We start from the raw sequence: 25,912 nt of genomic DNA, 5'->3' as shown, positions 1-25,912 counted from the left end.
AACAAAAAAGGTGCCATGTTTTTGTAAATCATGGCACCTTTTGTTTTCGTATTTGATAGTATTAGAGCGGCATCACATCAGCCCGTTCTTCACCAAAACGGCTTTTATTGTTGTATAATCATAGTCATCTGGCAGTGCCTCTTTCAACGGTTTCAGCTTTGGCTCATCCACCTCTCTCCGCGCTGTTAAAATCGTTTTTTCATCTTCCTGGTTAAAAAATATCTCCCATGCAATCGGGTGCCCATCTTTAAATGCTTTGAAAAGATGTCCCTCAATCGTCTGTGGTGTCAGTTCCCTGATCGCGGCAATATCTTTGATCGGCTTGCCGGACTGGAACATCGTATAACTGATCACATGGCTGGGACGGTCGTCAGCTTGTTTTTCTTTTTTGGGAACAGCGTCAGTCCCGGCTATTTTAACCGGTCTGGCAGTGTCCGGATGATTGGCGTGCCAGTCACGAATAACTGCAAGAAACGCTTCACCATATTGTTCGTATTTCTTCTCTCCGATGCCTTTAATGGCAAGCATATCTTCTTTCGTTTCCGGTAAATAGCGGCTGAGTTCCTTTAACGTGGCATCGGAGAACAATATGTATGGGGGAACGTTTTGTTCATCCGCCATTTGTTTCCGCAGATTCCGCAATGAAGCAAATAGTTCTTCCTGATAATCAGCTGTTTCATTCGCTGGGATGGGTGCTGTATACATCCAAACAGTCTGTTTACCTTTCAGCACATCTACTGAATTTTGATTCAACTGCAACGTCGGGAATTTGCCTTCCTGTGTTGCCAGTAATTGTTCTGCAACTAAAAACTGAATCCGTTCTGTGAGTTCTTTTTCCGTATAGGCAGACAGGATGCCATAAGTGGAAATCGTATGCAGGCGAAATTGACGCAACCGGCTATCCTTTGATCCCTTCAGCACTTTTGCCGTCATGCTTACACCAAAACGTTCACCCATCCGTTTGACGCACGACAAGATCATTTGAGCTTCTTCTGTCATGTCAACACGGTCCCGGCGGTGAAGGCAATTGCTGCAGCGGTCGCATGTGCTTCCGGCGGCTTCCTCGTCATTAAAATAATCAAGTATATACGATGTCAGGCATCCATGCGTATGGCAATAGTTGATCATCGCCTGCAGTTTGCGGTATTCATTCTGCTTGGCATCGTCATCCATCAATGACTGCTCAATTAAAAATTTTTGCAGCTGAACATCCTGCGGGGAAAACAGCAGGATACAATCACTATGCTCCCCGTCACGTCCGGCTCTGCCTGCTTCCTGATAATAGGCTTCAATCGTCATTGGCATGGCGTAATGAATAATAAATCGTACATTGGATTTATCGATTCCCATCCCAAATGCGTTTGTTGCGATCATGACGGTTTTTTCATCGTGAATGAATGCTGCCTGGGCCTGTTTTCGTTCATTTTCAGTAAGTCCGGCATGGTATTTGGCTGCCGGGATCCCGCGTTTTGCCAATTGTTCATACAGTGTATCCGCCTGTTTCCGCGTTGCTGTGTATATAATGCCGGATTCATCCTGATGTTCCTTCATAAACGAGCGGATATAAGTCGGTTTATCTTTTCCTTTTACCACATGAAACGATAAATTTTCCCGTTCAAAGCCTGTTTTAATAATAGAGTCATTGTCAATATGTAATAATGTTTGGATGTCTGCTATCACGTCTTCGGTTGCTGTAGCTGTCAAAGCGACCGTAACAGGAATCTCCGGCAGCTGTTTTAAATTTGGGATGATTGACCGGTAACTTGGCCTGAAATCATGTCCCCATTGGGAGATACAGTGTGCTTCATCAAACGCTACCAGTGAAATCCGGATTTTTTTCATCGTCGAAATAAATAATGACGATTCAAAGCGCTCGGGTGCCACATAAACGAATTTATAGCTGCCTGCCCCGATATCGTTCAAACGTGATTGCTGCTCACTTGCTGAAAGCGAACTGTTTATGTAGGTTGCCGGAATTCCCAACGCCTGTAATGCATCAACCTGGTCTTTCATAAGTGAAATGAGCGGTGAAATAATGATCGCAGTTCCGTCTAATGCCATACCTGGAATCTGGTAACATAGTGATTTGCCTCCACCCGTGGGCATTACCGCGAGTGTGTTATGCCGGCCGGTTATGTTGTCGATTGTCTGTTTCTGGCCGGCACGGAAGGTATCATAGCCAAAATATGTCTTTAAAATATGTTCAGCCTGTTCTGTCATAGTACCGATTCTCCTTTTAACCTTTTACTATCCTAACATATTTTTTGAATGGCAACCCATAGAAAAAACAATTGTAATCTGAATGGGTATGACCTGGAAAAGCATCATATGAAGGGCGTTTGATGACTAAGGACGTATAATTATTGATCAGCACCTTGAATAATCCGGATGCTCTTTATTAATAGATTACTGGGGAGGTGTAAAATAAATATAAGACAAGCCCGGACAAAGAATATGAAGCTATTAATAAGTCGGGATTTTAGAATAAGGGAACGATCGAACAAATCATATACCATGAATTTCAAAAGGAATGCCAATCTTTACTGAGGTTAAAAATTGTAGGTAAGCACGCTTAAACGAGGGGAAAAGAATAGATTTGAGATGATTATATGCAAATGCTTCCAAAATGTCAATTAAAAAACGCCTGCACAAAGGTTGACCTGTACAGGCGTTTTTCCTTTTTAAAATACTAGTTCGAATGGGGTAGTCCTGATCGTCCTCTGAACAGGTATCCGATTAGTCCGCCAACAACGGCCGGAACAATCCAACCCAGGCCAATTGAGAAAAACGGCAAGTACTCCATGACCGATGTAACAGCTGGCATCTTAAGGCCAAACGCTGCCAGTCCATCATAGAGAGCAACAACACCCGTCACCAGAATCGCACCCTGATAAACTCTCCTTGAGCCGCCAAACCATTTATGCAGAAAAGTCATGATAATAAGCACAATGGCAATCGGATAAATAAACGTGAGTACCGGAACCGAAACATTGATGATCGTATTCAAGCCCTGATTGGCAACCAGGTAACTGATAAGTGTCACAATAGCAATGATCCATTTGTATGAAAGACCGGTCACTCGATGGAAAAACTGGCCACAGGCAACGACCAATCCGACTGATGTCGTATAACACGCCAGCGCAACAATCACCCCTAGCAGCAGGGCACCAAAACTGCCAAACATCGTCTCGGCAGCCGCTGACAAAATCGCCCCGCCATTGGAAAAGTCACCTGCAGATGCCATTCTTGAGCCAATCCAGCCAATGGAAGTATAGACAGCTGTCAGACTAATCCCAGCAACCAACCCGGCTTTCAGTGTTGATTGAATCAAACCTTTCTGTGTCGTAACCCCGCGTTCTTTAAACGCATTGACAATGATAATCCCAAAAGCTAACGCCGCAATAGCGTCCATCGTCAAATAACCTTCAACAAAACCGGAGAAAAGCGGCGAATCTGTATATTTGTCAGCAGGTGCTCCCGCTGCAGCCGTCATCATCATGAATCCGCCAATACAAAGTATAACAATGGCCGCCAATAAAATAGGTGTTAAATACTGGCCGATTCGGTCGACCATTTTGGACGGATTCAGACTGGCCAGATAAACGAGCACGAAAAAAATGGTCGTAAACAGGAATAATAAAATACCTGTTCCGGTGATAAATGGTTCGACCGCCATTTCAAATGCTACCGTGGCTGCACGGGGAATAGCGAAAACCGGGCCGATCGTCAGGTACACCATTGATGTGAAAATAAGTCCAAAGAGCGGATGGACGCGATCACCCAACTCTCTGGCGTCATTTTTAACAAACGAAACGGCCATAACAGCAAGTATCGGCAATCCGACACCAGTAATAATAAAACCGGCAATCGCCGCCCAGTAAGACGTCCCGGATTCGATCCCCAATGTCGGCGGGTAAATAAGATTTCCTGCGCCAAAAAAGAGTGCGAACAACATAAAGCCAATGATGACGGTATCTTTTTTCATGATATTTGGTCCTTTCAGTCTAATAGTATTTTACCCAAAAGATAAAATAATCAGAAAACTTGATTTAAAGTGTCGGAAAATGTCGTAAAACAAGAAATAGCTTAACAAGTCAGATAGCGTTTGTCAACGCAATTTGAAGGGGAAATATGACGTTTTTGTGATGGTTATAAAAATCAGATATATATTTTTTCAAATAAAATTGTTTACATACACCGTTTACCCATTTAAAATAACTGTATCTTATGTGTCATTGAAAGTTAAATCCATTAAAGGTGAACAGTTGCCAGGCAGGCTAAGTAAGTGATGTCCTTCGAAAAAGAAAAGCGCCTCTTCTTCGTATGAAGCATTACTGTCGGAGCTTGCCTTGTTCTATGCGGCCGGCAGCACTTCTATGTACTTTATGTTGAAGCACTCGATTGATAGGAAATTCACCTTATATCCTGTGTGTTTCTGGAAACTATAAATTTAAGGGGGGACAGATATGGTTCCATCTCTTTTGTTTGAGGTCATGTTAATCGGTCTTTTGGGGATAGGTTCCCAGTGGGTTGCCTGGCGTTACAGAATGCCGGCGATTGTTATCATGTCCATTACCGGGTTGCTTGCAGGTCCAATCCTGGGAATTTTAAATCCTGAAGAAGACTTTGGCCCTTTATATAATCCGATTATATCCGTTGCGGTTGCCATCATCTTGTTTGAAGGCAGTCTGAATTTGAGTTTCAAGGAAATCCGCGGTCTTGGGCGGCCGGTTTTCCGGATTTCGACAATCGGAGCTTTTATCGCCTGGATCCTGGGGTCGCTGGCGGCTCATTATGTGGCAGGTCTGAATTGGGCTGCTGCATTCGTCATTGGCGGGTTATTTATTGTAACTGGACCAACCGTTATTATGCCGCTCTTGCGCCAATCAAAATTAAAACCCCGCCCCGCCAAGATTCTTAAGTGGGAAGGAATTATAGTTGATCCGATTGGTGCACTGCTTGCTGTTTTTGCTTTTGAAATCATAACATTTTTGACAGCAGAAAACCCGGATGGCACAGCATTGTTCATTTTCTTTGCTGCCTCGGTTTTTGCCGGTATCTTAGGCTGGGCATGCGGTCGTGGAATCGGCTGGATGTTCGAAAATGGCTATATTCCGGAGTTTTTAAAATCCCCCGCTGTCTTTATCGTTGTTATTGCCTGCTTTACGCTTGCAGATGAGATCGTACATGAAACAGGACTGCTGGCTGTTACGGCAATGGGGATGACACTTGCCAACATGGGAATCAGTTCGGTTCAGGATATGCGTCATTTCAAAGAAAATGTTTCGATGTTGCTGATTTCGGCCATATTCATTATGCTGACGGCCTCGTTGCAAGTGGATACACTGTTGCAAGTATTTGACCCGAATATTATGGGGTATGTATTGTTAATGATGTTTATCGTTCGTCCGTTGTCAATTTTTCTCTCAACTATCGGAACGAACTTGGCTTTAAATGAAAAGTTGCTGCTTGGATGGATTGCGCCAAGAGGGATTGTTGCCTTAACCGTGTCCGGCTATTTTGCTTCAATACTGAGTGAAGCAGGTTATGCGGATGCGTCGCTTATTACAACTATTACCTTTGCATTAGTGTTTACAACTGTTGTTGCCCATGGATTTTCGATTGGCTGGCTTGCGAAGAAATTGCATCTTTCCAAAGAGGGCAGACCCGGTACATTGATTGTCGGGAGCAATAATTTCACGGTGAATCTCGCCAAATCACTGCAAAAAGTGAGGGCACCGGTTATTATCGTTGATTCATCCTGGGAAAAATTGCGGAAAGCCCGTGAAGCAGGCGTTCCTTTCTATCATGGGCAGATGCTGTCGGAGCAGACAGAATACCAGCTGGATACAATGCCTTATGAGTACATGATTGCCGCCACCGAGTATAACTCATACAATGCACTCATCTGTACAACGTTCATGCCGGAGTATGGCAGAACGAATGTATTTAAAGTGAGTCCATATCGCCATGACCTTAATGGAATGGGTGATATTGTCAATAAAGTCGGTGGAAGAATCTTGTTCAGACAGGAATTATCACTGGAAGATTTAAATCAGAAGACCAGAGAAAATTACGTGTTCCGGCAGACGGCGATTACCAATCAATATCCTTATAAACAGTACTTGAATGAGAAAGATGATGATACGGTGCTGCTATATGTTATGAAACCTTCAGGCAGGATGAAATTTTACTCGGAGGAATTGCGAATAACTCCTGAACCGGGTGATACCGTTGTTAGTTTGACACCACCGGTAAAAGAACAGAAAAAGATCGAGAAACGTCTGGAAAACCAGCGTAATGGTAATGGGAAAAAAAGTTAAAGAGGGCTGTCCTGAGAGGGGCAGTCCTTTTTAATGCCTTTTAATGCCAGGAAGTACTGAATGAATTAATAAAAACTCCGACACTCTTTATTCTCAAGAGCGGGGTTATAGGTAGGGCTGCTGGAACATGGGCGGAGAGCCGCAGAACATGGGCGTGAAATCGAAAATATGGGCGCGAGCGTCAAAACATGGGCGTGAAATCGAAAACATGGGCGGAGAGCCGCAGAACATGGGCGTGAAATCGAAAATATGGGCGGGGACAGCAGAACATGGGCGTGAAATCGATAATATGGGCGCGAGCGTCAAAACATGGGCGTGAAATCGAAAACATGGGCGGAGAGCGACGGAACATGGGCGTGAAATCGAAAATATGGGCGCGAGCGACGGAACATGGGCTCGAAATTGAAAACATGGGCGGGAAAGCCGAAACATGTTCCCGAAATAAAATTATAGAATGGTTCTTCTGTATGATCAAAAAAACCGGGCCACCTGTTACAGGTGCCCCGGGTATAGTTATTCAATCTCATCCAATTTTTGGTTCAATTCTTTCATGCGCTCCTCAATCTCTACCATCTTTTTTTCTCCGGTCGAGGTATTGACGCCAAATGATGTTGCTTTTTCAACATCACCTTGTATCCGTACATAATCCGATTTTAATTCCGCCATTTCTGCTTCAATTTGCTTCTTTGTCATGGGACGGCAGTATATTTTGTGAGAACTATCGTGTTCATATCAGATTAAAGCATCTTTTTCATCTCTCTGTGCATCCTGATAGGTTTCGTAAAAATGGCTGATAATCGTTTTGACGACTGCATAGAACGGGATGGCGAACAGCATACCCAGAAAGCCGCCGATACTGCCGGCAGCAAGTACAACTGTAATAACGGTTAATGGATGCAAATGCAGCGCCTTGCCCATAACATTCGGCGATACCAGGTTGCCTTCAATTTGCTGGGCAACAATCATGATAATGGCTACCCAAATCGGCATGAGCGGATCCTGGAACAATCCCACGATCATTCCCGGTATGACAGCAATATAGGGACCAATAAATGGAATCACACAAATAATTGCGCCGAACATGGCCAGTGTCAGGGCATAATTCAGACCGATCATCAAATAACCGAGGTACAACAAAATGCCGATACAGAGCGCAACAATCAACTGCCCCTGAATAAAGGATGTTAACGTTTCGTCGATTTTGGATAAAAGCGAACGAATATTGTCTGCTTTCTTTTTTTCAAAAAACTGCGTAATAAACGGAACGAATTTTTCCCCATCCTTCAACATGAAAAACAGGAAAAACGGGATGAGTATCAGCGCAAATATAATACTGATGAATTCACCTATAAAGCCAAAAATGAAAGACATAGCCATTTCAATATAAGATTGCAGATTAGATGTCAGATTATTGATGGTCTCATTGATTTCATCAGGAATCAAATTTTGATTGGACTGCCAGTACGCAATAAGGTCCTGTATGCCCGAAACCATCGTCGGTATGTTGTTGATCAAATTTGAAAACTGGGTCTCGAGAATCGGAACAATGTATCTGGCGACAATATAGACAGCAGCTGCCAGAATCAGGAAGACGCCAATGATTGCCACGATGCGGTGCAATTTCAGTTTTTCCAATAAATGCATCAGTGGCCGTGATAAGTAAAAAAGCACACCGGAACCAATTATCGGAAATGCAACGGCACCAACGTATGTAAAGATAGGGTCGAAAAGGAAGTCAGCAGCCCGTATGAGTAATATTAACAGAAAAACAAGAATAAGGACGATTAAAAATTGAAACCACCGTTTTTGCATCAATGTGATCACATCTTTCCAATTTAAATAGTTATTATTCTATTCTAACTTTATCAGCACTTAATAGAAAGTCTATTCCCTATTTTATACTTAATGATAACAGGATAAACATAGAAACATAGAATACGGGTCAAAAGTATGATAGAATTTCAGGCAAGATAGTATGCGAGAAGGGTGAGGACGTATGAGTGAATGGGAAAATGTTTTTGAAAAATGGCGTACATATCGAGATCTTGATCCGGATTTGAAACAGGATTTAGAAAAGATGAATGGCCATCGGGATTGGCTGGAGGATGCGTTTTATACTGAATTAGCCTTTGGAACCGGGGGTATGCGGGGTGTTCTCGGGCCGGGGATTAATCGGATGAATATATATACGGTCAGGAAAGCAGTGAATGGACTTGCCAATTATTTAAAAAATCATTTTGCCGACGTGAACAATCGTGGTGTTGCTGTGTCCTATGATTCACGGTATATGTCACGTGTGTTTGCGCTTGAAACAGCTAAAGTCCTTGGTGCACATGGGATTAAGGCGTATGTATTTGACACATTGCACCCGACGCCGCTGCTTTCCTTTGCTGTACGGCATTTGGAGACAGTGGCAGGTGTCATGATAACCGCAAGCCATAACCCGCCGGAATATAATGGATTTAAAGTTTACAATGAAGACGGCGGTCAAATAACACCGGATGAAGCCCGTGACATCACCGGATATATCCAGCAGGTAGAAGATGAATTAACAGTGCCGTATCTTGACCATAAGCAACTGGAAGAACAAAACGTATTGACATGGATCGGACAGGAAATTGATCATGCTTATCTTGAGAAGCTTGCGGGCATTTCAAAACTGGGTGTTGACGAACAAAACGCGCATAAAGATTTGCAGATTGTGTTCACACCGTTGCATGGAACGGCACATGATTTAGTGCTGAAAGGTTTGAAGCAGCTGAATTTTCAGCAGGTGGATGTTGTCGAGGAACAGGCTGCAGCAGATCCGGAATTTTCAACGGTTGAATCACCTAACCCGGAAGAGCCTCAGGCATTTACGATGGCGATGGAACTGGGAAAACAGACGGGCGGTGAGATTTTAATTGGTACAGACCCTGATGCGGACCGGCTGGGAATCGCTGCTAAAGACTTATCCGGTGACTATACGGTGTTAACCGGAAATCAGCTCGGGGCTTTAATGCTGGATTACATTCTCTCACATAGCGACTCGGACTCACTGAAAAACGGCCGGATGCTCAAAACAATCGTTACATCCGAATTAGGGCGGAAAATTGCTGATTATTATGGTGTTAAGACCATTGATACATTAACAGGATTTAAATATATCGGCGACAAGATCCGGCAATTTGACGAAACGGATGAAACATTCATTTTCGGCTATGAGGAAAGCTACGGTTATTTGATCAGTGATTTTGCACGTGATAAAGATGCTGTCCAGGCAGCAGTCTTAGCCGCGGAAATGGCCTATTATTGGAAAAAAAAGGACAAGACACTATTCGATGCCCTTCACCTGCTGTATGAAACACACGGTTATTACCTGGAAGATATGCTGTCACTGACGTTAAAAGGAAAAGAAGGATCGGAAAAAATTGCTGCGATTATGGAAAGTATCCGGAAAGAGCCGCTGCAGGAAATTGGTGGCTTACAGGTCGAATCGGTCGAGGATTACGCATCAGGTGAGCGCACATTGAAAAGTGGCCGGACAGAACCGATTGATCTGCCTGAGGAAAATGTGGTCAAATTCATTTTGGATAGCGACAGTTGGGTATGTTTGCGGCCGTCCGGTACCGAGCCAAAAATCAAATGTTATTTTGCCGTGTGTGATGAAAGTGAACAAGCAGCTAAAACCCGATTAGTCGATTTGAAAGCTCATATGGAAAACGTCATACACCAAATTTAAGCAGCACAGATGTTGAATATTTAGGGGCCAATTTGCCATTCGATGTTGACATTTTAAGAATTTAGCGGTTTAATTAGTATAGCATAGTTTTCGATAATTGAAGGGGAGTAGCTGTACAATTCAAGTCGTCATTTCGGGATGGATATCATCCCCGGCTTAATTGGCAACAAATGTTGTTAGCGAGACCTTTACCACTAAAGGTAAGGGTCTTTTTTTCATGGTCCTTACCTGTTGGTGGGGACCATTTTTAATTTTGAGGAGAGATTCTGGTGGAAGCACAATTGCTGATCGAATATTTGTGGGTACTGGTCATACTGATTGGTCTGGAAGGTCTGTTGGCAGCTGATAATGCATTGGTACTGGCAATCATGGTGAAACACCTCCCGGAAAAGCAACGGAAAAAAGCTCTGTTTTACGGCTTAGCGGGAGCGTTTATACTGCGATTTGGTTCATTGTTCATGATTTCATTTTTAGTTGACTTCTGGCAGGTACAAGCCCTGGGAGCACTCTATTTGTTAGGTATATCGGGTAAAAATTTATATGACAGGTTTTCAAGCAAAAAAGGTGACGATGACGCTCAAGCGAATCCTGAAAAAGCCGGAAGCGGGTTCTGGATGACGGTTGTCAAAGTGGAGTTTGCGGATCTTGCTTTTGCCGTTGATTCGATTTTGGCAGCAGTTGCCTTGGCGGTCGCATTGCCACCGACCGCGTTGCCGGACATTGGCAGTCTGGATGGCGGCCAGTTTGCTGTTGTCTTTGCGGGTGGTATGATTGGTCTGATCATTATGAGGTTTGCTGCCAATATTTTTGTGGAATTGTTACAGAAACGGCCGGGTCTTGAAATTGCAGCATTTGCCATTGTCGGCTGGGTTGGTGTCAAACTGTCACTGCTTGTATTGGCACATGACGATATTGGCTTGATCCCACATGCCTTTCCGCATTCAACGGCGTGGAAGCTTATATTTTATACCGTATTGGTATCAGTAGCAGTCATTGGCTGGTTTGCATCCGGCAAGGTCGATGAAAAAACGCCACAGCACGAGAGTTCGTAAAGAAAAAAGTGATTTAAAGGAGTGGTGAACAGATGCCTGTCAATATGAAGCGGATTTATGATCAGGCTGAACCGAATGATGGCTTGCGTGTATTGGTGGATCGTGTATGGCCAAGAGGTGTTTCAAAAGATGACGCAAAGCTGGATCACTGGCTGAAAGAAATTGGACCGTCCAATGATTTACGTAAATGGTTCGGACATGATCCTGATAAATATGATGAATTTAAGCAAAAATATAAAGAAGAGCTAAAGGAAGGGCGGAAGCAGGAAGAATTGCAGACATTAAAAAGCTTGACCAACGAACATGATAAACATCTGACACTGCTGTTTGCGGCGAAAGATGAGGAGCATAACCAGGCCAGAGTGCTGAAGGAAATATTGGACAGGCAGTAGTGGATAGAAAATCACCGGTGCATCGGTGAACTGCTCTCTTTTGCAGCATGAGCAGGTTGTAGTTATCAAGGCAATAAAACAGCAGGAGAATTTATAATAAATTTTCCCTGCTGTTTTTGTGTTTTGTAAGGATGATTTTGCCAGTCCAGGTTAAATAACACTCCGCTCGATTGCTGTTATAAAAATGCGAATGACCGTGTGACACTGGCCGTCATGGTTAAATCACACTTCAAGATCGTTTGAAGTGCACGAGAGAAGGCCTGTCACGATCAAAACAGTCTTCAAGATCGTTTGAGGTGCACGAGAGCAGGCTTGTCATGATCAAAACGGTCTTCAAGATCGTTTAAAATGCACGAGAGAAGACTTGTCACGGTCAAAACGTTCTATAATATCGTTTAAGTGCACGAGAGAAGGCCTGTCACGATCAAAGCAGTCTTCAAGATCGTTTGAGGTGCACGAGAGAAGGCTTGTCATGATCAAAACGGTCTTCAAGATCGTTTAAAATGCACGAGAGAAGGCCTGTCACGGTCAAAACGGTCTTCAAGATCGTTTGAGGTGCACGAGAGAAGGCTTGTCATGATCAAAACGGTCTTCAAGATCGCTGGAAATGCACGAGAGAACAGGCTCACAGTCGATTGCAGCTTTAAGTTGCATGGAATGGACCGGGGGAATTGCTTTCACAATCAATTGATGCCGAAAAATGTCCTTCATCTAATTTCTGAAAGGCATATGACAATGTTCTGTTTGGACTGCTGCATCTTTGAAAAACACCAGCGTGGCTCGTTGTCATAATCGGTGTTATCCTTGGCATTGGCATGAGTTATATTTTTTAGGGTATGAATCAAGCATGAATTTTAAGTGGGGGTGGCTTAATGACACAACATCATTTTCATTTGAAAGCTGATTGGCCGGGTGGCAGGAATAGTACTGGATTAATTGATGCAGGAAATCTGCAGACGAAAATCTCGATACCGCCGGAAATGGATGGTCCAGGCGAGGGGACAAACCCGGATGAAATGTTATTGGGCGCAGCTGCTACATGTTATTTGATAACACTCGCGGCTATGATTGAACGGGCGGAACTTCCGCTAAAAGAGATGTCACTGGATTCTGAGGGCATAGTGGATGTCACAGATGGTGTCTTCACATATGAAAAAATCATCCATAAACCATATGTGGCCCTGAAGGAAGGTGCTGAAGAAAACGACTGTAAAAAGCTGCAGAATTGTGAAAAGGGAAAAAGAATCAAGCTGTATGATTTCCCGTGCCGTTAAGGCAATGTGGAAATGGAATTACAGGCGACTATTCAATTAAAAACCTGGGACACGGGGTCTGACCCCTGCCCTGTTCACTTTTTGGGTGTAAGTGGTATAATCGTATTAAAATTTTAATATGATTTGAAATAAAATAATACGGATAATCGTTTTTTTTATGGGGGAGAGGTGTTTTGATTTGCGGCCAATCCTGGAAAGCATTCATAACGAAATGGAACATGCCTTTACTTGCTGTTATCGGCGTTGGTATTTTCGCGCCTGGGGGAATTTTATCTACCTTATTGCGATTAATGTCCTGATCCTGCAGGTAAACCAAAATTCACCGGGCTGCGGTTGCAGGGGCTTTGGATATGGGGCCCACTGGCTTCTTCTTTTGACAAAGTTCTGGCGGGGGACGTTGATTGACCGTCTGGCACAAAAGAAAAATCATGATCGCTACTGTTAGTCAGAGCCTGTATTTATGGCAATCATTCCGCTTGTGTTTCATCTATTCCGGTTATTTATGGTTGCTTATTTCTCCTGTCGGTGGCAAAGGCATTTTTTGACCCTGCATCGGGTCACTTACATCACGAAACTTGTACCTTAAAGAGGATCGAAAGGCATATAATTCGTATTCCAGTCTTGTTTATGTTCAGGTTGCTTTTAATTGGTCGGCCCCGCTATTGCCGGAGCACTGCTTGTCGTCATGTCGGCAGGTGCCATTATTTGGCTGACGGCCGTCTCGTTTCTTGTTTCGGTAGTCATTATGCTATTTCTTGCCCATTATTGCAGCCGAGCCGGGCACCCCGGGATTTAATTGGAAAACCTTTAAAGATGACTGGAAAGGTGTATTTCATTTCAGTTCGGAATTTTCCCTTATATATTTTCTGATTATTGTATTTGATTTATATGCTCATGTTATTTCTTTATGGGCATGGATGCACAGGAGGTTGTGTTTATCCAGCAGACGCTGGGATTGGTCAGGAAAGTGATTATGGGTTTGTTGGTAAGCATTCGGGGGTGGGTTCGGTTATTGGGGGCTATCATTCTATCGGTACTATCAAAAAAAGCTGTCATTAAGATTTTTTGATTGGCGGCGGGCTTCATTGTTTACCGCGGTCGGTATCTGATTTATGCATTCTCCTTTTCATTTCTGGTCGGTGGCTGTCGTTTCATCATTATCGGTTTTTTAATTCATTTTCCAATTGCAGGTTTCATGACGTTCTTCCAAATTAACATGCCGGAGATATGATCGGACGGATATATGGTGTGTTCGGAACACTGAGTGCTTTTTCAGAATTTGCCTTTTATTCTGCTAAATCGGAATTTTTACCGGTGAAATCATCCCGCTAAGATACACCATCATCACTGCCTCGTTTATAACGTTCATCGTCAGTCTTGGTCTGCTGGTGGATGGTCATGGAGGTCCTCAAGCAAAGGGGTATTTCGCGGAAGGACCCAGGAGGCGAATGGCTAACTTTTTAGTTATGAAGGTGTATGGATTCCAGGAGACGGAAAACCTGGCCCATATTTGTCGAGAAGTTTTCAAATTATGAAAAAACGTTAAAAGAAAAACTTCGACATTCTTTATAAGACGAGACTATATACCAACTGGTTTTTCTAGTCTTTTTCGTCAGCCGGGAACCCTGTGATATTAAAATGAAACGTTTTTTAGCCACATCTGTTTGCTGGATCATGCTCTTTTTAAAAATTCGATGAGTTCAATCATTTTTTTTCTTGGGCTATACTATTAATCTTCTTTTTTTAAAGATACAGATAGGAAGATATGGGGTCAGTTCATCTGGTTCTGAGGTCGGTCCTCTGTTTCTGTTTTTCAGGAGCTGCTGCGTTCCGCTTCAGAACCTTTCAAGCGCCATTTGCAGAGCGCGAATGGCTCCATTGTTGCTTTTTCCTGTGTACTGAATAAGGGAGATACCTTCTCGGCGAATATCTTTGGCAATTGGCCGATAAAATTTTTGCACAATACCATTGATCACTTCTGTTCGTTCGATTTCCACCAGACCGGCTTTTTCCAGAGCAGTCAGGTGATAACGCATTTTAGATGCAGGCAGATCAAGTTTGACGGCGAGCATTTTTCCGGTTTTGGGCACCGTGGTCCGTTCCATAAATTCTTGACTCTCAGCGGATCAACTGAGCACCTTTTAACTGATCCAGTCTTTCCACATAATAGATGTCCTTCATGTGAAACCGTTCCTTTTCTATCGTCCTTTACATACGTGTTTCAAAAAGGAAGAAAAACAACGAAAGAAAATTCGAATGTCGTCTCAATGTTACCGGGACTTTTTTTGAACAACCAATTTTACATACATTACCATTTTGAAGGAAAGCCGCAAAAGAAAACAGTTAGTTTGACATATACTGCAACGTGACTGTATATTATTAAAGTAAACTAAACTTTATAGGAATTATAAGTTAATTAGGAGCATGGGGGCAGACTACTTGTCCTCCGCCAAAACTAAAAAAACTGATAAACTAAAGGGGAGCGGGAATGGGATTAACATTCTATATTTTTTCTGACGTGCTTGTTCTGTTTTCTTTTGGTGGGTCTTTTAATCCGAATGCAGCAAAAAGCATTATTCGTTCAGTAAACGTGTATTTACCGGGCTTGGTCTCGGAATTGTGTCTTTGGCGTTATTTTACAGGTATATATGGGTGCGAACTCAGAAGGTGATGACCCAGACTACTGCCTGGTGTATGACATTGTCGGAAGCGGCTATTATCCAACTATTAATGATGATATGTGTCACATACGCTTGTCATGGTATCGATTATTCAGTCATTTATTTAATCTGGAAAAATTCATTCAGATCTTTGGCAAGATGATCCGGATGAGTTATTATTCGGGCTTCTTGTATCCATTCCATCCAATATATTTCAGGATATGACACAGGACCGTCCGACCTCGGTTATTGCGATTGTCATCTTCTCAATGATTGTCGGAATTGCTGTATTGGGGCTGCGGCGGAAAAAGCCGGATGAAGCAGCGCTATTCACAAAAGGTGTCAATGCCGTGTTCGCTGTCGTGATGCGGATTGTGACACTGATTTTGCGTCTGACGCCATTTGGGGTATTAGCACTGATGGCAAACACTGTTGCAACGACGGAGTTAGCAGGCATTCTTGAACTTGGCAAATTTGTGATTGCATCCTATGCAGCGCTGTTTGTTATGTTCATCATACATCTTTTGCTGGTTGGCGTGTTTGGCCTGAATCCAATGACGTATTTGAAAAAAGTATTACCTGTGCTGACGTTTGCCTTTACATCACGCTCAAGCGCTGGAACGATTCCATTAAATATCCAGGCACAAAGGAATTCGCTTGGTGTTGATCAGGGGATCGCTAATATGTCAGCATCATTTGGTGCAACAATCGGACAAAATGGCTGTGCGGGAATTTACCCTGCCATGCTTGCGGTCATGATTGCTCCTTCAGTCGGTATCAATCCAATGACACCGGAATTTATCATTCAGCTGGTTCTGATCATCGGCATCAGCTCGTTTGGCGTAGCAGGTGTTGGCGGCGGTGCAACGTTTGCAGCCTTGATTGTGCTTTCAACAATGGGACTGCCGGTTGCCTTAGCTGGTCTATTGATTTCGATTGAAGCGTTGATTGACATGGGCAGAACAGCTTTAAACGTAAATGACTCAATGCTGTCAGGAACGTTAACAGCTCGAATTATGAAAAAGCTTAACTTAAAAACGTACAATGACAAAACAGCGATTGAACAGGAAACAGCTGTTTAAGTGATTATTAAGCAGCCGCTCCGGATTTGGGGCGGCTGTTTCCTGTTTGGCGTGTTTTGCACCGAGTAGCACGAAGGTGCAACACACCAAATCGTGCGAGAACTTCCCTCACGTGAGCGGATCAAATAGATGGATTTTCGGCAGCCGCCGAAAATCCTCAACTCTGAATCATTCCCAATACTTTATCCATCACTTGCTGCTCACCAATTTCGAAATAGCCTGCAAACGGACATCCGACTTTTTGAACACGCTCGGCCACATTATTAATCCTGAACATCCCGGGCCGTAAATCGTCTCTAATCTCATTCCAGAACAATGGTGCCGCGACCGTGGCGTCCTGCCGATTTCGTGGTGAGTAGGGTGCTACCAGCGTTTTATCTTTTCCATGCTGCAAATAATCGATATACAGCCGGTCACCGCGCTTATCCTTAAAACGTTCAGTCGTAAATAAATCCGGATAGCCTTTTTCCAGTGTCCAGGCAATGGCTTGGGTGAACACACCAGTCTCCTCATAAGTCATGCTGTCGGCCGGGATGGGAATATGAATCTGCAGCCCTTTTCCGCCGGATGTTTTGACAAATGAAATCAGCTCAAGGTCATCCAGTAGTTGCTTCAACAGTTTAGCGGCCTTTACGGCAAGCGGAAATCGCTCCCGATCAGGTGGGTCCAGATCAAAAACAATTTCATGCGGATTACCGCTTCGGGCCGTTTGAAACGGAATATGATATTCCATCGTCCCATGGTTGGCAAACCACAACAAGGAATCGAGATCATTGCAGATAAAGCGCATTTCTCCATCCTGCCTGACCCCTTTGATAAAATCCGGCGCATAGTCAGGCAGATGTTTCTGGAAAAACGATTCACCGCGGACCCCATCCGGACTGCGAATAATCGTCAGCAGCCGCTCATTTAAAAACGGAATCATATATGGCGCAATTTCCCGCATATATACGAGTAAATCGCCCTTCGTCAACTCCGGCGATGGCCAAAACACTTTATCGGTATTCGAGGGTTCAACGTTTTCCGGCAGCATGGCCAGGTCCAGTTGCAATCTTTCCCAGGTACAATCGCCTGAAGACCACCTCGGGAGCAGCTGGCTGAATTCTGGTTCACGAAGTTCACCTTTCAGCAAATCCAACGTGTGTATTTCAGCGCAAATGGCCGGTGGAAGGCGGCAGCCACCGTTTTCTTTCCTTCCATTTGATAAAAATAAATCGCTTAATGCAGCAAAAGCCTCTTCATCAAGCCCGTGCTTACATTTGCCTATGTCCACCACGTCATCTCCCTGATAAACACAGACAGTAAAGTAATCATTTTCCGGATCATAAAACGTCAGGAAACCTTTAATCGCGCGCCAGTTTTTGATCTTGAACCAGTCATGGTGTTGTTTGCCGGACTGATACCGGCTGTCTTTCCGTTTGGCAACGATTCCCTCACCTTTATGGTTAAATATGTGCCGCCACAGCTCCCCGGCATTCTCCCAATAGCTGACATAATGAAGATGCTCGCCCAATTTACCCGTATCACCAAAGATGTCAGCAAGCTTTCTCTTACGCTGATCAAATGTTTGCTCAACGGTTACAGTACCCCCATACGAAAGCAGATCAAACGCCATGAAGCTGGCAGGGCGTGCTGACGCCGCCTCCTTGATCATGTGGCTCTTTTTTAAACGGCCACGTTTTTGAATCCAGGGAAAATTCGCCTGGTACGCATTATTCAGGACAACCAATTCCCCGTCAATTTTCAGCGGCAAAACCTTCTTAACCAGTGGCTGCTGCGCCTGACAAGCCTCAATGATCTCCGGAAAATTGCTGCTCAAGTCGACATCATTTCTGCTGACCAGGCGAATTGAATCGTCTTCCCAATGCAGCACACAGCGGAAGCCGTCATACTTCACTTCATAGGCCCATTCCTCACTTCCGGGAGTCTCGTCACTGGCAATCGGCTTCATTAATCGCACATCAAACACCTCTCTTCATAAAATGCCCGCATTGGACTGGATAAATTCATGCAGCAAAAGCCAAACTATACGAAAAAGGAGGGCTTTTTTCATGCATACTATGTGGAAAGGGACAATCAGTTTTGGACTCGTAAATATCCCGGTAAAGATGCATGCCGCAACGGAGAATAAGGATGTGAAATTGAGGAATCTTCATAAGGAATGCCAGACACCGGTCAAATATCAAAAAGTATGTCCAAACTGTAATCGTGAAATCGAGAATGATGAAATCGTCAAAGCATATGAATATGCCAAAAATAAATTTGTCGTGCTTGATGATGAGGAACTGGAAAATTTAAAGAAGGAACAAACGGATAAAGCTGTTGAAATTATGGATTTTGTTAATTTGGATGAGATTGACCCGATTTATTTTGAAAAGAGTTATTATCTGTCGCCGAATGAAGGCGGAGCAAAATCATACGGCCTTCTCCGCTCAGCACTTGAAGATACCGGGAAAATCGGCATCGCCAAAATGATGATCCGCTCAAAAGAACAGTTGGCTGTTATCCGGATTTATCAGAATACACTTGTTGTGGAAACCATTCATTACCCGGATGAAGTGCGGGACGTGAAAGATGTTCCGAACGTACCGGCAGAAAACAACCCCGAGGAAAAAGAACTGGAAACGGCAAAAATGCTGATTGATCAAATGTCAGCCGAATTCGACCCGGAAAAGTATCATGATGAGTACCGGACAGCACTAATGGATTTGATTGAAGCGAAGAAGAATGGTGATGAGGTGACAACGGCTGAAGAAAAACAGACACCGGATAATGTCACCAACCTGATGGATGCACTTCAGGAATCCCTCAATCGTGCACAAAAAGATACGAAACCGAAAGCGAAACGGAAAAAAGCAACAGCACAGAAGGAGAAGAAAAAAGTGGCGGAGTAGTCAGCAAATTAGCAATAAAACAGCATTTTACCACCCGTTATAAAACAAAAAAGTGGCAAAATCGTGTTATTTTTTTCATTCCATTTACGATTCAATAACAAATGACATTTACCTGAAGTAATACAGATTCACATAGGGTATAGTGGTATAGAAAGCTTCAGGAATATAAACGTAAAGGGATGAAGAATGTGGAAAGGAATGCGTATTTTGATAATGCGAAATTGATCTTGATTTTCCTTGTTGTGTTTGGTCACGTCATCCAGCCATTCGTGAGTGAATCTGCAGGCGTAAACACCCTTTATCTCTGGATATATACGTTCCATATGCCGGCATTCATTTTTCTGGCAGGTTTTTTTGCAAAGGGATCAGGGAATATAAAATATATCATGAAATTAGCCCAAAAATTATTGGTGCCATACTTGATTTTTCAAATTCTTTATACAGGTTATTATGTTTTAATCGGTAAAGATGGCTGGCAGACTGAGATGTTTTATCCGCATTGGTCGCTGTGGTTTTTATTCAGTTTATTCAGCTGGCACATGTTACTGATTTGGTTCAAAAAAATGCCAGCCTTAATGGGACTTTCCATATCGGTTGGAATCGGATTAATTGTTGGTTATTTTGGTGAGATCGGCCACACATTCAGCTTGTCACGGACATTTGTCTTTTTCCCATTTTTCCTTATGGGATATTGGCTGACACAAAACCACCTCATGTGGCTTAAGCGACTTCAGCTGCGGATAGCGGCGGTGGTTGTCATGGCTGTTGCGGCCGTTGCGATCTATTATGCACCGGACTTCAACACGGGCTGGTTATTGGCATCCAAATCCTACAGCAGCTTAGGACTTCCGGAATATGGTATCATCGCAAGGCTGCTTGTTTATGTAACGTCAGCAGTCATGGCGGCCAGTGTATTAGCTTGGATTCCTGCTAAACGCAGTAGATTAACTGTTTTGGGAACAAGAACACTATACGTCTATTTATTGCACGGATTTTTTGTTCAATTTTTCCGGGAGGCCGATTTATTCACAGTTAATAGTGTCATAGACCTGCTTGGGCTTGCTGTTATGTCAGCAATGATTGTACTAGTTCTATCAAGCAGACCGGTTCAGGGTATCTGGCAGCCTGTTATTGAAGGAAAAATGTCCATTTTGAAAGACAAATTTAATAACCGTCATCGGAAGCAGCACTACGGAAATAATGCAAGTGCTTGAAACACTATTTAAAGGATGGTGGCACAAATGAAGGTATGTGTGTTTGGCGCTAGCGGATATGCAGGTGCATCGATTTATCAAATATTGCAAGAGACCCCGAATACGGAAGTCACTGGCACGTACCTGGAAGATCCGGCAGTGTTCGATGATCTATATAAATTAGATGTGAATCAGCCTGAATCGTTTTCGGAGTTTTATAAACAAACACAGCCGGATGTTGTGGTTTGGTCGGTCATGAGCGGACCGTATGAAGATGAACTGATTCAAGAGGGACTTTCACATTTAATAACACATCTGACACCACAAACAAAATTGGTTTATATGTCGTCAGACTATGTGTTTACGGCGGGCAACGGACCGTATAATGAAGATGATCCCATTTCCAGGTTACCTGAGGATCATGTGTTCAGCACCTATGCAAATGCGAAAGTCAAGGCTGAACACTTTATCACGCAGGAATTAACCAATTACGCTATTTTAAGGGCCGGTCCGATTTATGGTGAAAATAAAATCGGTCAATTGGATGACCGAACCGATAAGTTGATAGCCCAATTGCGTTTAGGAAAAACAGTGGCGTATCGTGATGATTTAATCAGGACATTTGTTCATGTCAATGACTTAGCCATGGCAGTTGCCGAATTTGTAAAAAATGAATTGACAGGTATCTATCATGCCGGTCCGGACAAACGCCACAGCTTTTATGAATTCATGCAGCAAATGGCTGAGCAGCTTGGCTATCAAGGAGAATTGGTGGAAGAGGCCTCCCAGCATGAAGAAGCGGATGAAGAGATACCTAAAAACACGTCATTAAGCACAGATAAAATAAAGGATACAACAAAGCAAACGTTTCGTTAAAATAAAATGAAGGATTCCCCCTGATATAAAAAGATACAAAAAATGCCCTGTCATAATAAGACGGGGCAGTTTTCGTATGATTAAAATATCATATGGGCAATCAGCGTGATGATCGGCAATGTGATGATGGTCCGCAGCAGGAATATGATAAACAGATCCTTCAATGAAACCGGGACTTTGGAGCCGAGCAATAGGCCGCCGACCTCTGACATGTAAATCAATTGGGTTACGGATAATGCGCCAATAATAAACCTGGTGATTTCTGCTTCGATTGATGCACCGATGACGGCAGGAAGGAACATATCCGCAAAACCGATTAACATGGTTTCAGATGCCTCTTTTGCGAATGGCACTTGCATCAATTCCAGAAGCGGGACAAACGGGAGCCCAAGCCAGCCGAATACTGGTGTATATTCAGCAATAACCAGGGCAATCAGACCAAAAGCCATGACAATGGGTGCAACCCCCATCCACATATCGAGAATGTTCTGTCCGCCTTCTTTAAAAAATTTATAGATACTCGTTTGCTTACTCGCTTTGTTCAGTGCTCTTTCATAACCAAGTGTAAAACTGTTATAACCTTGTGGAATTTCCTCTTCTGTTCCAGCCGCTGATTCACTTAGATATGTGCCTGCTTTTCGTGATAACGGCGGAATTCGCGGCATAATGAGTGCTGCGATAAACCCGGCGGCAATGACTGTTAAATAAAAGGGTACAAACATATGCCCAAGGCCGACTTCACTGACAATGACAAGTGTAAATGTAATCGAAACGACAGAGAACGTTGTACCGATAACAGCAGCTTCACGTTTCGTATAATAGCCACCTTCGTACTGTTTACTTGTCATCAACACCCCAATGGTGCCATCTCCAACCCATGATGCCAATGCATCAATCGATGAACGTCCGGGAAGTTTAAATAATGGGCGCATGATTTTGGTCATTAATGTACCGAATAAATCCAGCAAACCGTAATTCATTAATAAAGGCAAAAACAGACCGGCAAACAGAAAGACGGCAAACAAGACATGCAAAAGGTCCCCTAATAGCGTCTGTCCGGTAACGTCACTATGAATGAATTCAGGACCCAGCCGGAAAAATACCATAACAGCGAAAACAGCTGCAACAACCCGTGTTATCGTCCAAAACATACTTTTGTAAAATAAATCCTGAAAGAAAGGCGTGTCAGCAAAAACATTCGGACCCTGTATTCTGGCGAAAACCGTTAATATAGCTGTCAATACTATGATGACCATCATGATTAAGGAAAGATGATCAGTCAGCAGCGCCTGAATCCAATTTGCTAAGACACCAATTGGTATTGTCAAACCGTCCCCGGTGCTGACCGGTGTCATGAACAGGAAGATCCCGAGAAGTGACGGGATAATAAACTTTAAATGATCACTTACGTTATATGATTTCTTTTCCATAAGCTTCCCCCGCATAGAGTTGTATTTTCTCCATTATATACGAAGTGATGCAAACTGACTAGTTCGAATTTATAAACGATTAGAGGATGGCAATCATATGAGAGGCTTTCAGCGAATATAACATTAGCACATAGCACATGTTATTAAAATATCCTGCCTGCATGAAATTCTGAAGTGGTTTAAATAAACTTTTTTACGGGAAAAGACAATAAGGAGAACCAATTCATTATTATACTTTTTGTGAACATGTTAAAATTGGTTTAGTTATATAACTTTGTTGGCGTTTTTCATATGCTGGCCCCTCATGGTTACGTTTGCGAGTATAACGATTTCATCTATTCAAAAGGAGCGTGTGGATAATGAGTGATTTTTTGAAAAAGGGATTTCTTTTAGGACTTGGTGCAGCTGTTACCGGGAAGGAAAAATTAGACAAAAAATTACAGGAAATGGTTGAGAAAAATGAATTGACACAGGATCAGGCCCGAACAGTTATGCGTAATTTTATGGACAAAGGTGAAATGAAAACGGATGAATGGAACACGAAGCAATTTGAACAGACCCAGAAGATGGCTAAGGACCTCGGTTTAGCAACAAAAGAAGATATTAACGAGCTGCGTGCCCGTATTTCTGAATTGGAAACACAGCTAGATGAACGTAAACAGCAGGAAAGTTAAAAAATACCCCGCATATAACGGGCAGTAACCCGCCAAAACACGGCGGCTAACTGGCCGTGATTGTCCGATTCTGTTCGGGCTAACAATCAGTGGGGAAAACCACTCCGCTGATTGAAGTTTCACTTTATCGTGAAATGTCGATTATCAGTATATTTTGTAAATTTAAAATTCGGTATTGATATTGTTGGAAATTAACTGTATAATTAAACACGGTATTGTATACGCCTTACGTCAATCTTAGGGGGAATGTAGCGTTATGGAAAGCTTTTTGCAGGTAAGAAAAACGACAGAAGAGCAACTTGGCAGGGAGCTTCATGAAAACGAACTTGTCTTTTTGCAATGGGTTTATAAACGCTATACGGAAGAAGAACAAAAAGGTGTAAGTGCAGGTCCATAATAATACTTTCAAAAAGTCTTGGAGGAGCGGCCAAGGCTTTTTTATTGGTGAAAAATAGCTTCATGTTATACTGGTTTGTGAAGTTTTTTCAAGATCGATTGTTTGCATCACTTTTTTTATAAAATAGGAAAGTATAAAATTCAGGGCTGTTTTAACTAAAGTAATCGGCTAGTTCGCCGATTTCTTCCAACCTGACTCCCGGCCTCTGATCTCTGAAAAGACTAGACGGCAGCCGAGTTTTTTCTAAGAAATGCTGACAAATATCACTTAGCATAATTAAAATTTTGTGACGTTAAAGGAGTGGCCGAAATGGCAGTTGCAACGGATACGATTCTGCAAAAAATGAAGCGGGAATTGGAAGAAGCACAGCGGAAATCTGCAAATGAGAGTGTCATGAGGAAACATATTGCCAATATCCAGCTGCTTTCTGAATTATTAATGGAGGAACAATCTGTTGCTGAATCGGGTTCCGGACATGATATAACCGCCGGGGAGATGAAAGCGATGATGGGCGATAAGTCTGCTGAACAATCATCGAAGCCGGTACAAACGACTGTTAATCATGACGGGGCCAATGGCGATTCAATATTTGACTTTTAACAATGGAATGAAAGGACTTGAGCAACCATATGAAATTATTCCTGATTCTCGGAGCGATTAATGGTTTTCTGGCGGTAGCCCTTGGTGCATTCGGAGCGCATGGTCTTGAAGGAAGGCTATCTGAAAAACAACTGGGAACATGGGAGAAAGCAGTCAATTATCAAATGTTCCACACGATGGCTTTATTCGTTACCGGAATACTGCTGGCTAAAATTGAAAGCAGCGGTATGATGTGGGCAGGCTGGATGTTCTTCATCGGTATTATCCTGTTTTCAGGCAGTCTTTATATCTATTCGACCACCAGTGTCAAAACATTTGCCATGATTACGCCATTTGGCGGTGTTGCTTTTCTGATTGGCTGGGTACTGATCGGGTATGCCGTTGTAAAGTGAAACTTCATTCATCGGGGCGTTTTTCCCCGATGATAATAAGGAACAAAGGCTAAAACCTCAGGCGTCCTGTTGCAACGCCTTTGTGACCTGCATCGTGCAGGCCCGAACAGAATCGGACATTTAAGGGCAGTTAGCTTCCGTTCTTTGGGAGTTTACTGCCCTTTACATGCGGGATAAAGTATTTATAAGGAAATAGGGTGGTCCAAACATAGCTATGTTTGGCTGCCGCAACTCCTGTCACTGTGGTATTTTCATGGACTCATCAGCGGAGCACGGCACACCCGGTAAATGTGCTGATTCGCGCGGGAAAGGGGCAAAATCGCACGACAACTTCATGATTTCGCGCAACGATGCCTGAATTTCGCGTGACAACCACCCGATTTCGCGCGGACAAGCATACCCAACCATGACCGCGACAACATACCTTCTTTTTACTACAGTCGAAAAAACTCACTAAAAAGGAGCACAAGTTTCTAAAAATATGCCCCTTTTTGTTTCGATTGTAATAGTGAAACAGATTACTTGATCTCCTTTAACACACCATTATAGGGAGAAAAACAGAATAGTAGCCAAAAGCATCAGCATCCCGGCTTTAACAAACTGTTTGATACCATCCATACCTCTATTGGTATTGAGCTGCAGGAAACCTTCGCAAAATATGCTGAATGCAAGCAAATACATGGACAATAGTATGATGACCACATACCCCTGCAGGATGGCGATCAATCCGATTACGACAGCCAGTGCCAGCGTCAGCAATTCCATGCGTATGTATTTTTCATACGGATTTCGCATAACAATGGCCCCTTTGTGTACGAAACAATGCAAGCGCCCGATGAGCAACGAGCGCTTCATTTAGAAAAGTCAGGGTTGAGGTTGGTTTGCAAATTAATTTGAAGGGCTGATGGTCACCTTTTTTTACCCGCATGTAATGAACAGTAACCCGCCAAAG

Annotated in this window: 22 protein-coding genes and 1 pseudogene; 15 read left to right on the top strand and 8 right to left on the bottom strand. The window is 43.2% G+C overall.

Annotated elements, in window-relative coordinates; genetic code table 11:
• Positions 1-72: 72 nt before the first annotated feature.
• The gene (recQ, locus tag Len3610_RS13955) at positions 73-2,220 is read right to left on the bottom strand and encodes a DNA helicase RecQ (RefSeq protein ID WP_176448494.1); all 2,148 of its coding nucleotides are present in this window, start codon (positions 2,218-2,220) and stop codon (positions 73-75) included.
• A gap of 469 nt (positions 2,221-2,689) precedes the next feature.
• Positions 2,690-3,985, bottom strand: a complete 1,296-nt coding sequence (gene brnQ, locus Len3610_RS13950) for a branched-chain amino acid transport system II carrier protein (protein ID WP_176448493.1) — start codon at positions 3,983-3,985, stop codon at positions 2,690-2,692.
• Between the two features lie 481 nt (positions 3,986-4,466).
• On the opposite strand from brnQ, the gene Len3610_RS13945 reads away from it, so the two are divergent.
• Both Len3610_RS13945 and Len3610_RS13940 read left to right on the top strand, forming a co-directional pair.
• On the top strand, positions 4,467-6,323 hold the full coding sequence (locus Len3610_RS13945) for a cation:proton antiporter (RefSeq protein WP_176448492.1): 1,857 nt from the start codon (positions 4,467-4,469) through the stop codon (positions 6,321-6,323).
• A gap of 127 nt (positions 6,324-6,450) precedes the next feature.
• Positions 6,451-6,642 (top strand): hypothetical protein, encoded by a 192-nt coding sequence (locus Len3610_RS13940; RefSeq protein ID WP_176448491.1) that lies wholly within the window; start codon positions 6,451-6,453, stop codon positions 6,640-6,642.
• Positions 6,643-6,836: 194 nt separating this feature from the next.
• Here Len3610_RS13940 and Len3610_RS13935 read toward each other — a convergent pair whose 3' ends face one another.
• Both Len3610_RS13935 and Len3610_RS13930 read right to left on the bottom strand, forming a co-directional pair.
• Positions 6,837-7,016 carry an SE1832 family protein gene (locus tag Len3610_RS13935; protein ID WP_176448490.1) on the bottom strand — a complete coding sequence of 60 codons (180 nt, stop codon included), beginning with the start codon at positions 7,014-7,016 and terminating at the stop codon, positions 6,837-6,839.
• Positions 7,017-7,055: 39 nt separating this feature from the next.
• A complete protein-coding gene (locus tag Len3610_RS13930) occupies positions 7,056-8,135 on the bottom strand; it encodes an AI-2E family transporter (protein WP_369693698.1) in 1,080 nt (359 codons plus the stop codon).
• 184 nt (positions 8,136-8,319) lie between these two features.
• On the opposite strand from Len3610_RS13930, the gene Len3610_RS13925 reads away from it, so the two are divergent.
• The 5 genes from Len3610_RS13925 to Len3610_RS13905 all read left to right on the top strand — a co-directional run bounded on the left by Len3610_RS13925 (position 8,320) and on the right by Len3610_RS13905 (position 13,558).
• Positions 8,320-10,044, top strand: coding sequence for a phospho-sugar mutase (locus Len3610_RS13925; protein WP_176448488.1), 1,725 nt, complete (start codon positions 8,320-8,322; stop codon positions 10,042-10,044).
• 269 nt (positions 10,045-10,313) lie between these two features.
• Complete coding sequence (locus tag Len3610_RS13920) at positions 10,314-11,096, top strand: TerC family protein (RefSeq protein WP_176448487.1); 783 nt, start codon at positions 10,314-10,316, stop codon at positions 11,094-11,096.
• 32 nt (positions 11,097-11,128) lie between these two features.
• Positions 11,129-11,488 carry a DUF488 domain-containing protein gene (locus Len3610_RS13915; RefSeq protein ID WP_176448486.1) on the top strand — a complete coding sequence of 120 codons (360 nt, stop codon included), beginning with the start codon at positions 11,129-11,131 and terminating at the stop codon, positions 11,486-11,488.
• An 872-nt stretch (positions 11,489-12,360) separates the two neighbouring features.
• On the top strand, positions 12,361-12,762 hold the full coding sequence (locus Len3610_RS13910; RefSeq protein WP_369693581.1) for an SACOL1771 family peroxiredoxin: 402 nt from the start codon (positions 12,361-12,363) through the stop codon (positions 12,760-12,762).
• A gap of 646 nt (positions 12,763-13,408) precedes the next feature.
• Positions 13,409-13,558 carry a hypothetical protein gene (locus tag Len3610_RS13905; protein WP_176448485.1) on the top strand — a complete coding sequence of 50 codons (150 nt, stop codon included), beginning with the start codon at positions 13,409-13,411 and terminating at the stop codon, positions 13,556-13,558.
• Positions 13,559-14,597: 1,039 nt separating this feature from the next.
• Here Len3610_RS13905 and Len3610_RS13900 read toward each other — a convergent pair.
• Positions 14,598-14,867 carry a winged helix-turn-helix domain-containing protein gene (locus Len3610_RS13900; RefSeq protein WP_176448484.1) on the bottom strand — a complete coding sequence of 90 codons (270 nt, stop codon included), beginning with the start codon at positions 14,865-14,867 and terminating at the stop codon, positions 14,598-14,600.
• A 453-nt stretch (positions 14,868-15,320) separates the two neighbouring features.
• Here Len3610_RS13900 and Len3610_RS13895 point away from each other — a divergent pair.
• Positions 15,321-16,504: pseudogene (locus tag Len3610_RS13895) on the top strand (cation:dicarboxylase symporter family transporter).
• A gap of 157 nt (positions 16,505-16,661) precedes the next feature.
• On the opposite strand, the gene Len3610_RS13890 reads toward Len3610_RS13895, so the two are convergent.
• A complete protein-coding gene (locus Len3610_RS13890; RefSeq protein ID WP_369693697.1) occupies positions 16,662-18,455 on the bottom strand; it encodes a DNA ligase D in 1,794 nt (597 codons plus the stop codon).
• A 100-nt stretch (positions 18,456-18,555) separates the two neighbouring features.
• Here Len3610_RS13890 and Len3610_RS13885 point away from each other — a divergent pair, with 100 nt between their 5' ends.
• The 3 genes from Len3610_RS13885 to Len3610_RS13875 all read left to right on the top strand — a co-directional run bounded on the left by Len3610_RS13885 (position 18,556) and on the right by Len3610_RS13875 (position 21,467).
• Positions 18,556-19,398 carry a non-homologous end joining protein Ku gene (locus tag Len3610_RS13885; RefSeq protein WP_176448482.1) on the top strand — a complete coding sequence of 281 codons (843 nt, stop codon included), beginning with the start codon at positions 18,556-18,558 and terminating at the stop codon, positions 19,396-19,398.
• A gap of 188 nt (positions 19,399-19,586) precedes the next feature.
• Positions 19,587-20,612 (top strand): acyltransferase family protein, encoded by a 1,026-nt coding sequence (locus Len3610_RS13880; RefSeq protein WP_176448481.1) that lies wholly within the window; start codon positions 19,587-19,589, stop codon positions 20,610-20,612.
• A gap of 27 nt (positions 20,613-20,639) precedes the next feature.
• Positions 20,640-21,467, top strand: a complete 828-nt coding sequence (locus Len3610_RS13875; RefSeq protein ID WP_176448480.1) for a sugar nucleotide-binding protein — start codon at positions 20,640-20,642, stop codon at positions 21,465-21,467.
• Positions 21,468-21,547: 80 nt separating this feature from the next.
• Here the strand turns inward: Len3610_RS13875 and Len3610_RS13870 are convergent, their stop codons facing one another.
• Positions 21,548-22,897, bottom strand: a complete 1,350-nt coding sequence (locus Len3610_RS13870; protein ID WP_176448479.1) for a YjiH family protein — start codon at positions 22,895-22,897, stop codon at positions 21,548-21,550.
• A 359-nt stretch (positions 22,898-23,256) separates the two neighbouring features.
• On the opposite strand from Len3610_RS13870, the gene Len3610_RS13865 reads away from it, so the two are divergent.
• The 4 genes from Len3610_RS13865 to Len3610_RS13850 all read left to right on the top strand — a co-directional run bounded on the left by Len3610_RS13865 (position 23,257) and on the right by Len3610_RS13850 (position 24,960).
• Positions 23,257-23,571, top strand: a complete 315-nt coding sequence (locus tag Len3610_RS13865; RefSeq protein ID WP_176448478.1) for a phasin family protein — start codon at positions 23,257-23,259, stop codon at positions 23,569-23,571.
• Positions 23,572-23,827: 256 nt separating this feature from the next.
• On the top strand, positions 23,828-23,968 hold the full coding sequence (locus Len3610_RS13860) for a hypothetical protein (protein ID WP_176448477.1): 141 nt from the start codon (positions 23,828-23,830) through the stop codon (positions 23,966-23,968).
• A gap of 309 nt (positions 23,969-24,277) precedes the next feature.
• Complete coding sequence (locus Len3610_RS13855; protein WP_176448476.1) at positions 24,278-24,568, top strand: YwdI family protein; 291 nt, start codon at positions 24,278-24,280, stop codon at positions 24,566-24,568.
• Between the two features lie 29 nt (positions 24,569-24,597).
• Positions 24,598-24,960, top strand: a complete 363-nt coding sequence (locus Len3610_RS13850) for a DUF423 domain-containing protein (RefSeq protein ID WP_176449685.1) — start codon at positions 24,598-24,600, stop codon at positions 24,958-24,960.
• Between the two features lie 543 nt (positions 24,961-25,503).
• Here the strand turns inward: Len3610_RS13850 and Len3610_RS13845 are convergent.
• On the bottom strand, positions 25,504-25,755 hold the full coding sequence (locus Len3610_RS13845; RefSeq protein ID WP_176448475.1) for a hypothetical protein: 252 nt from the start codon (positions 25,753-25,755) through the stop codon (positions 25,504-25,506).
• Between the last annotated feature and the right edge of the window lie 157 nt (positions 25,756-25,912).

It is taken from the genome of Lentibacillus sp. CBA3610, assembly GCF_013373365.1.
In the GTDB taxonomy this organism is placed as follows: domain Bacteria; phylum Bacillota; class Bacilli; order Bacillales; family Amphibacillaceae; genus Lentibacillus.
This window is presented reverse-complemented; position numbering and strand designations above follow the sequence as displayed.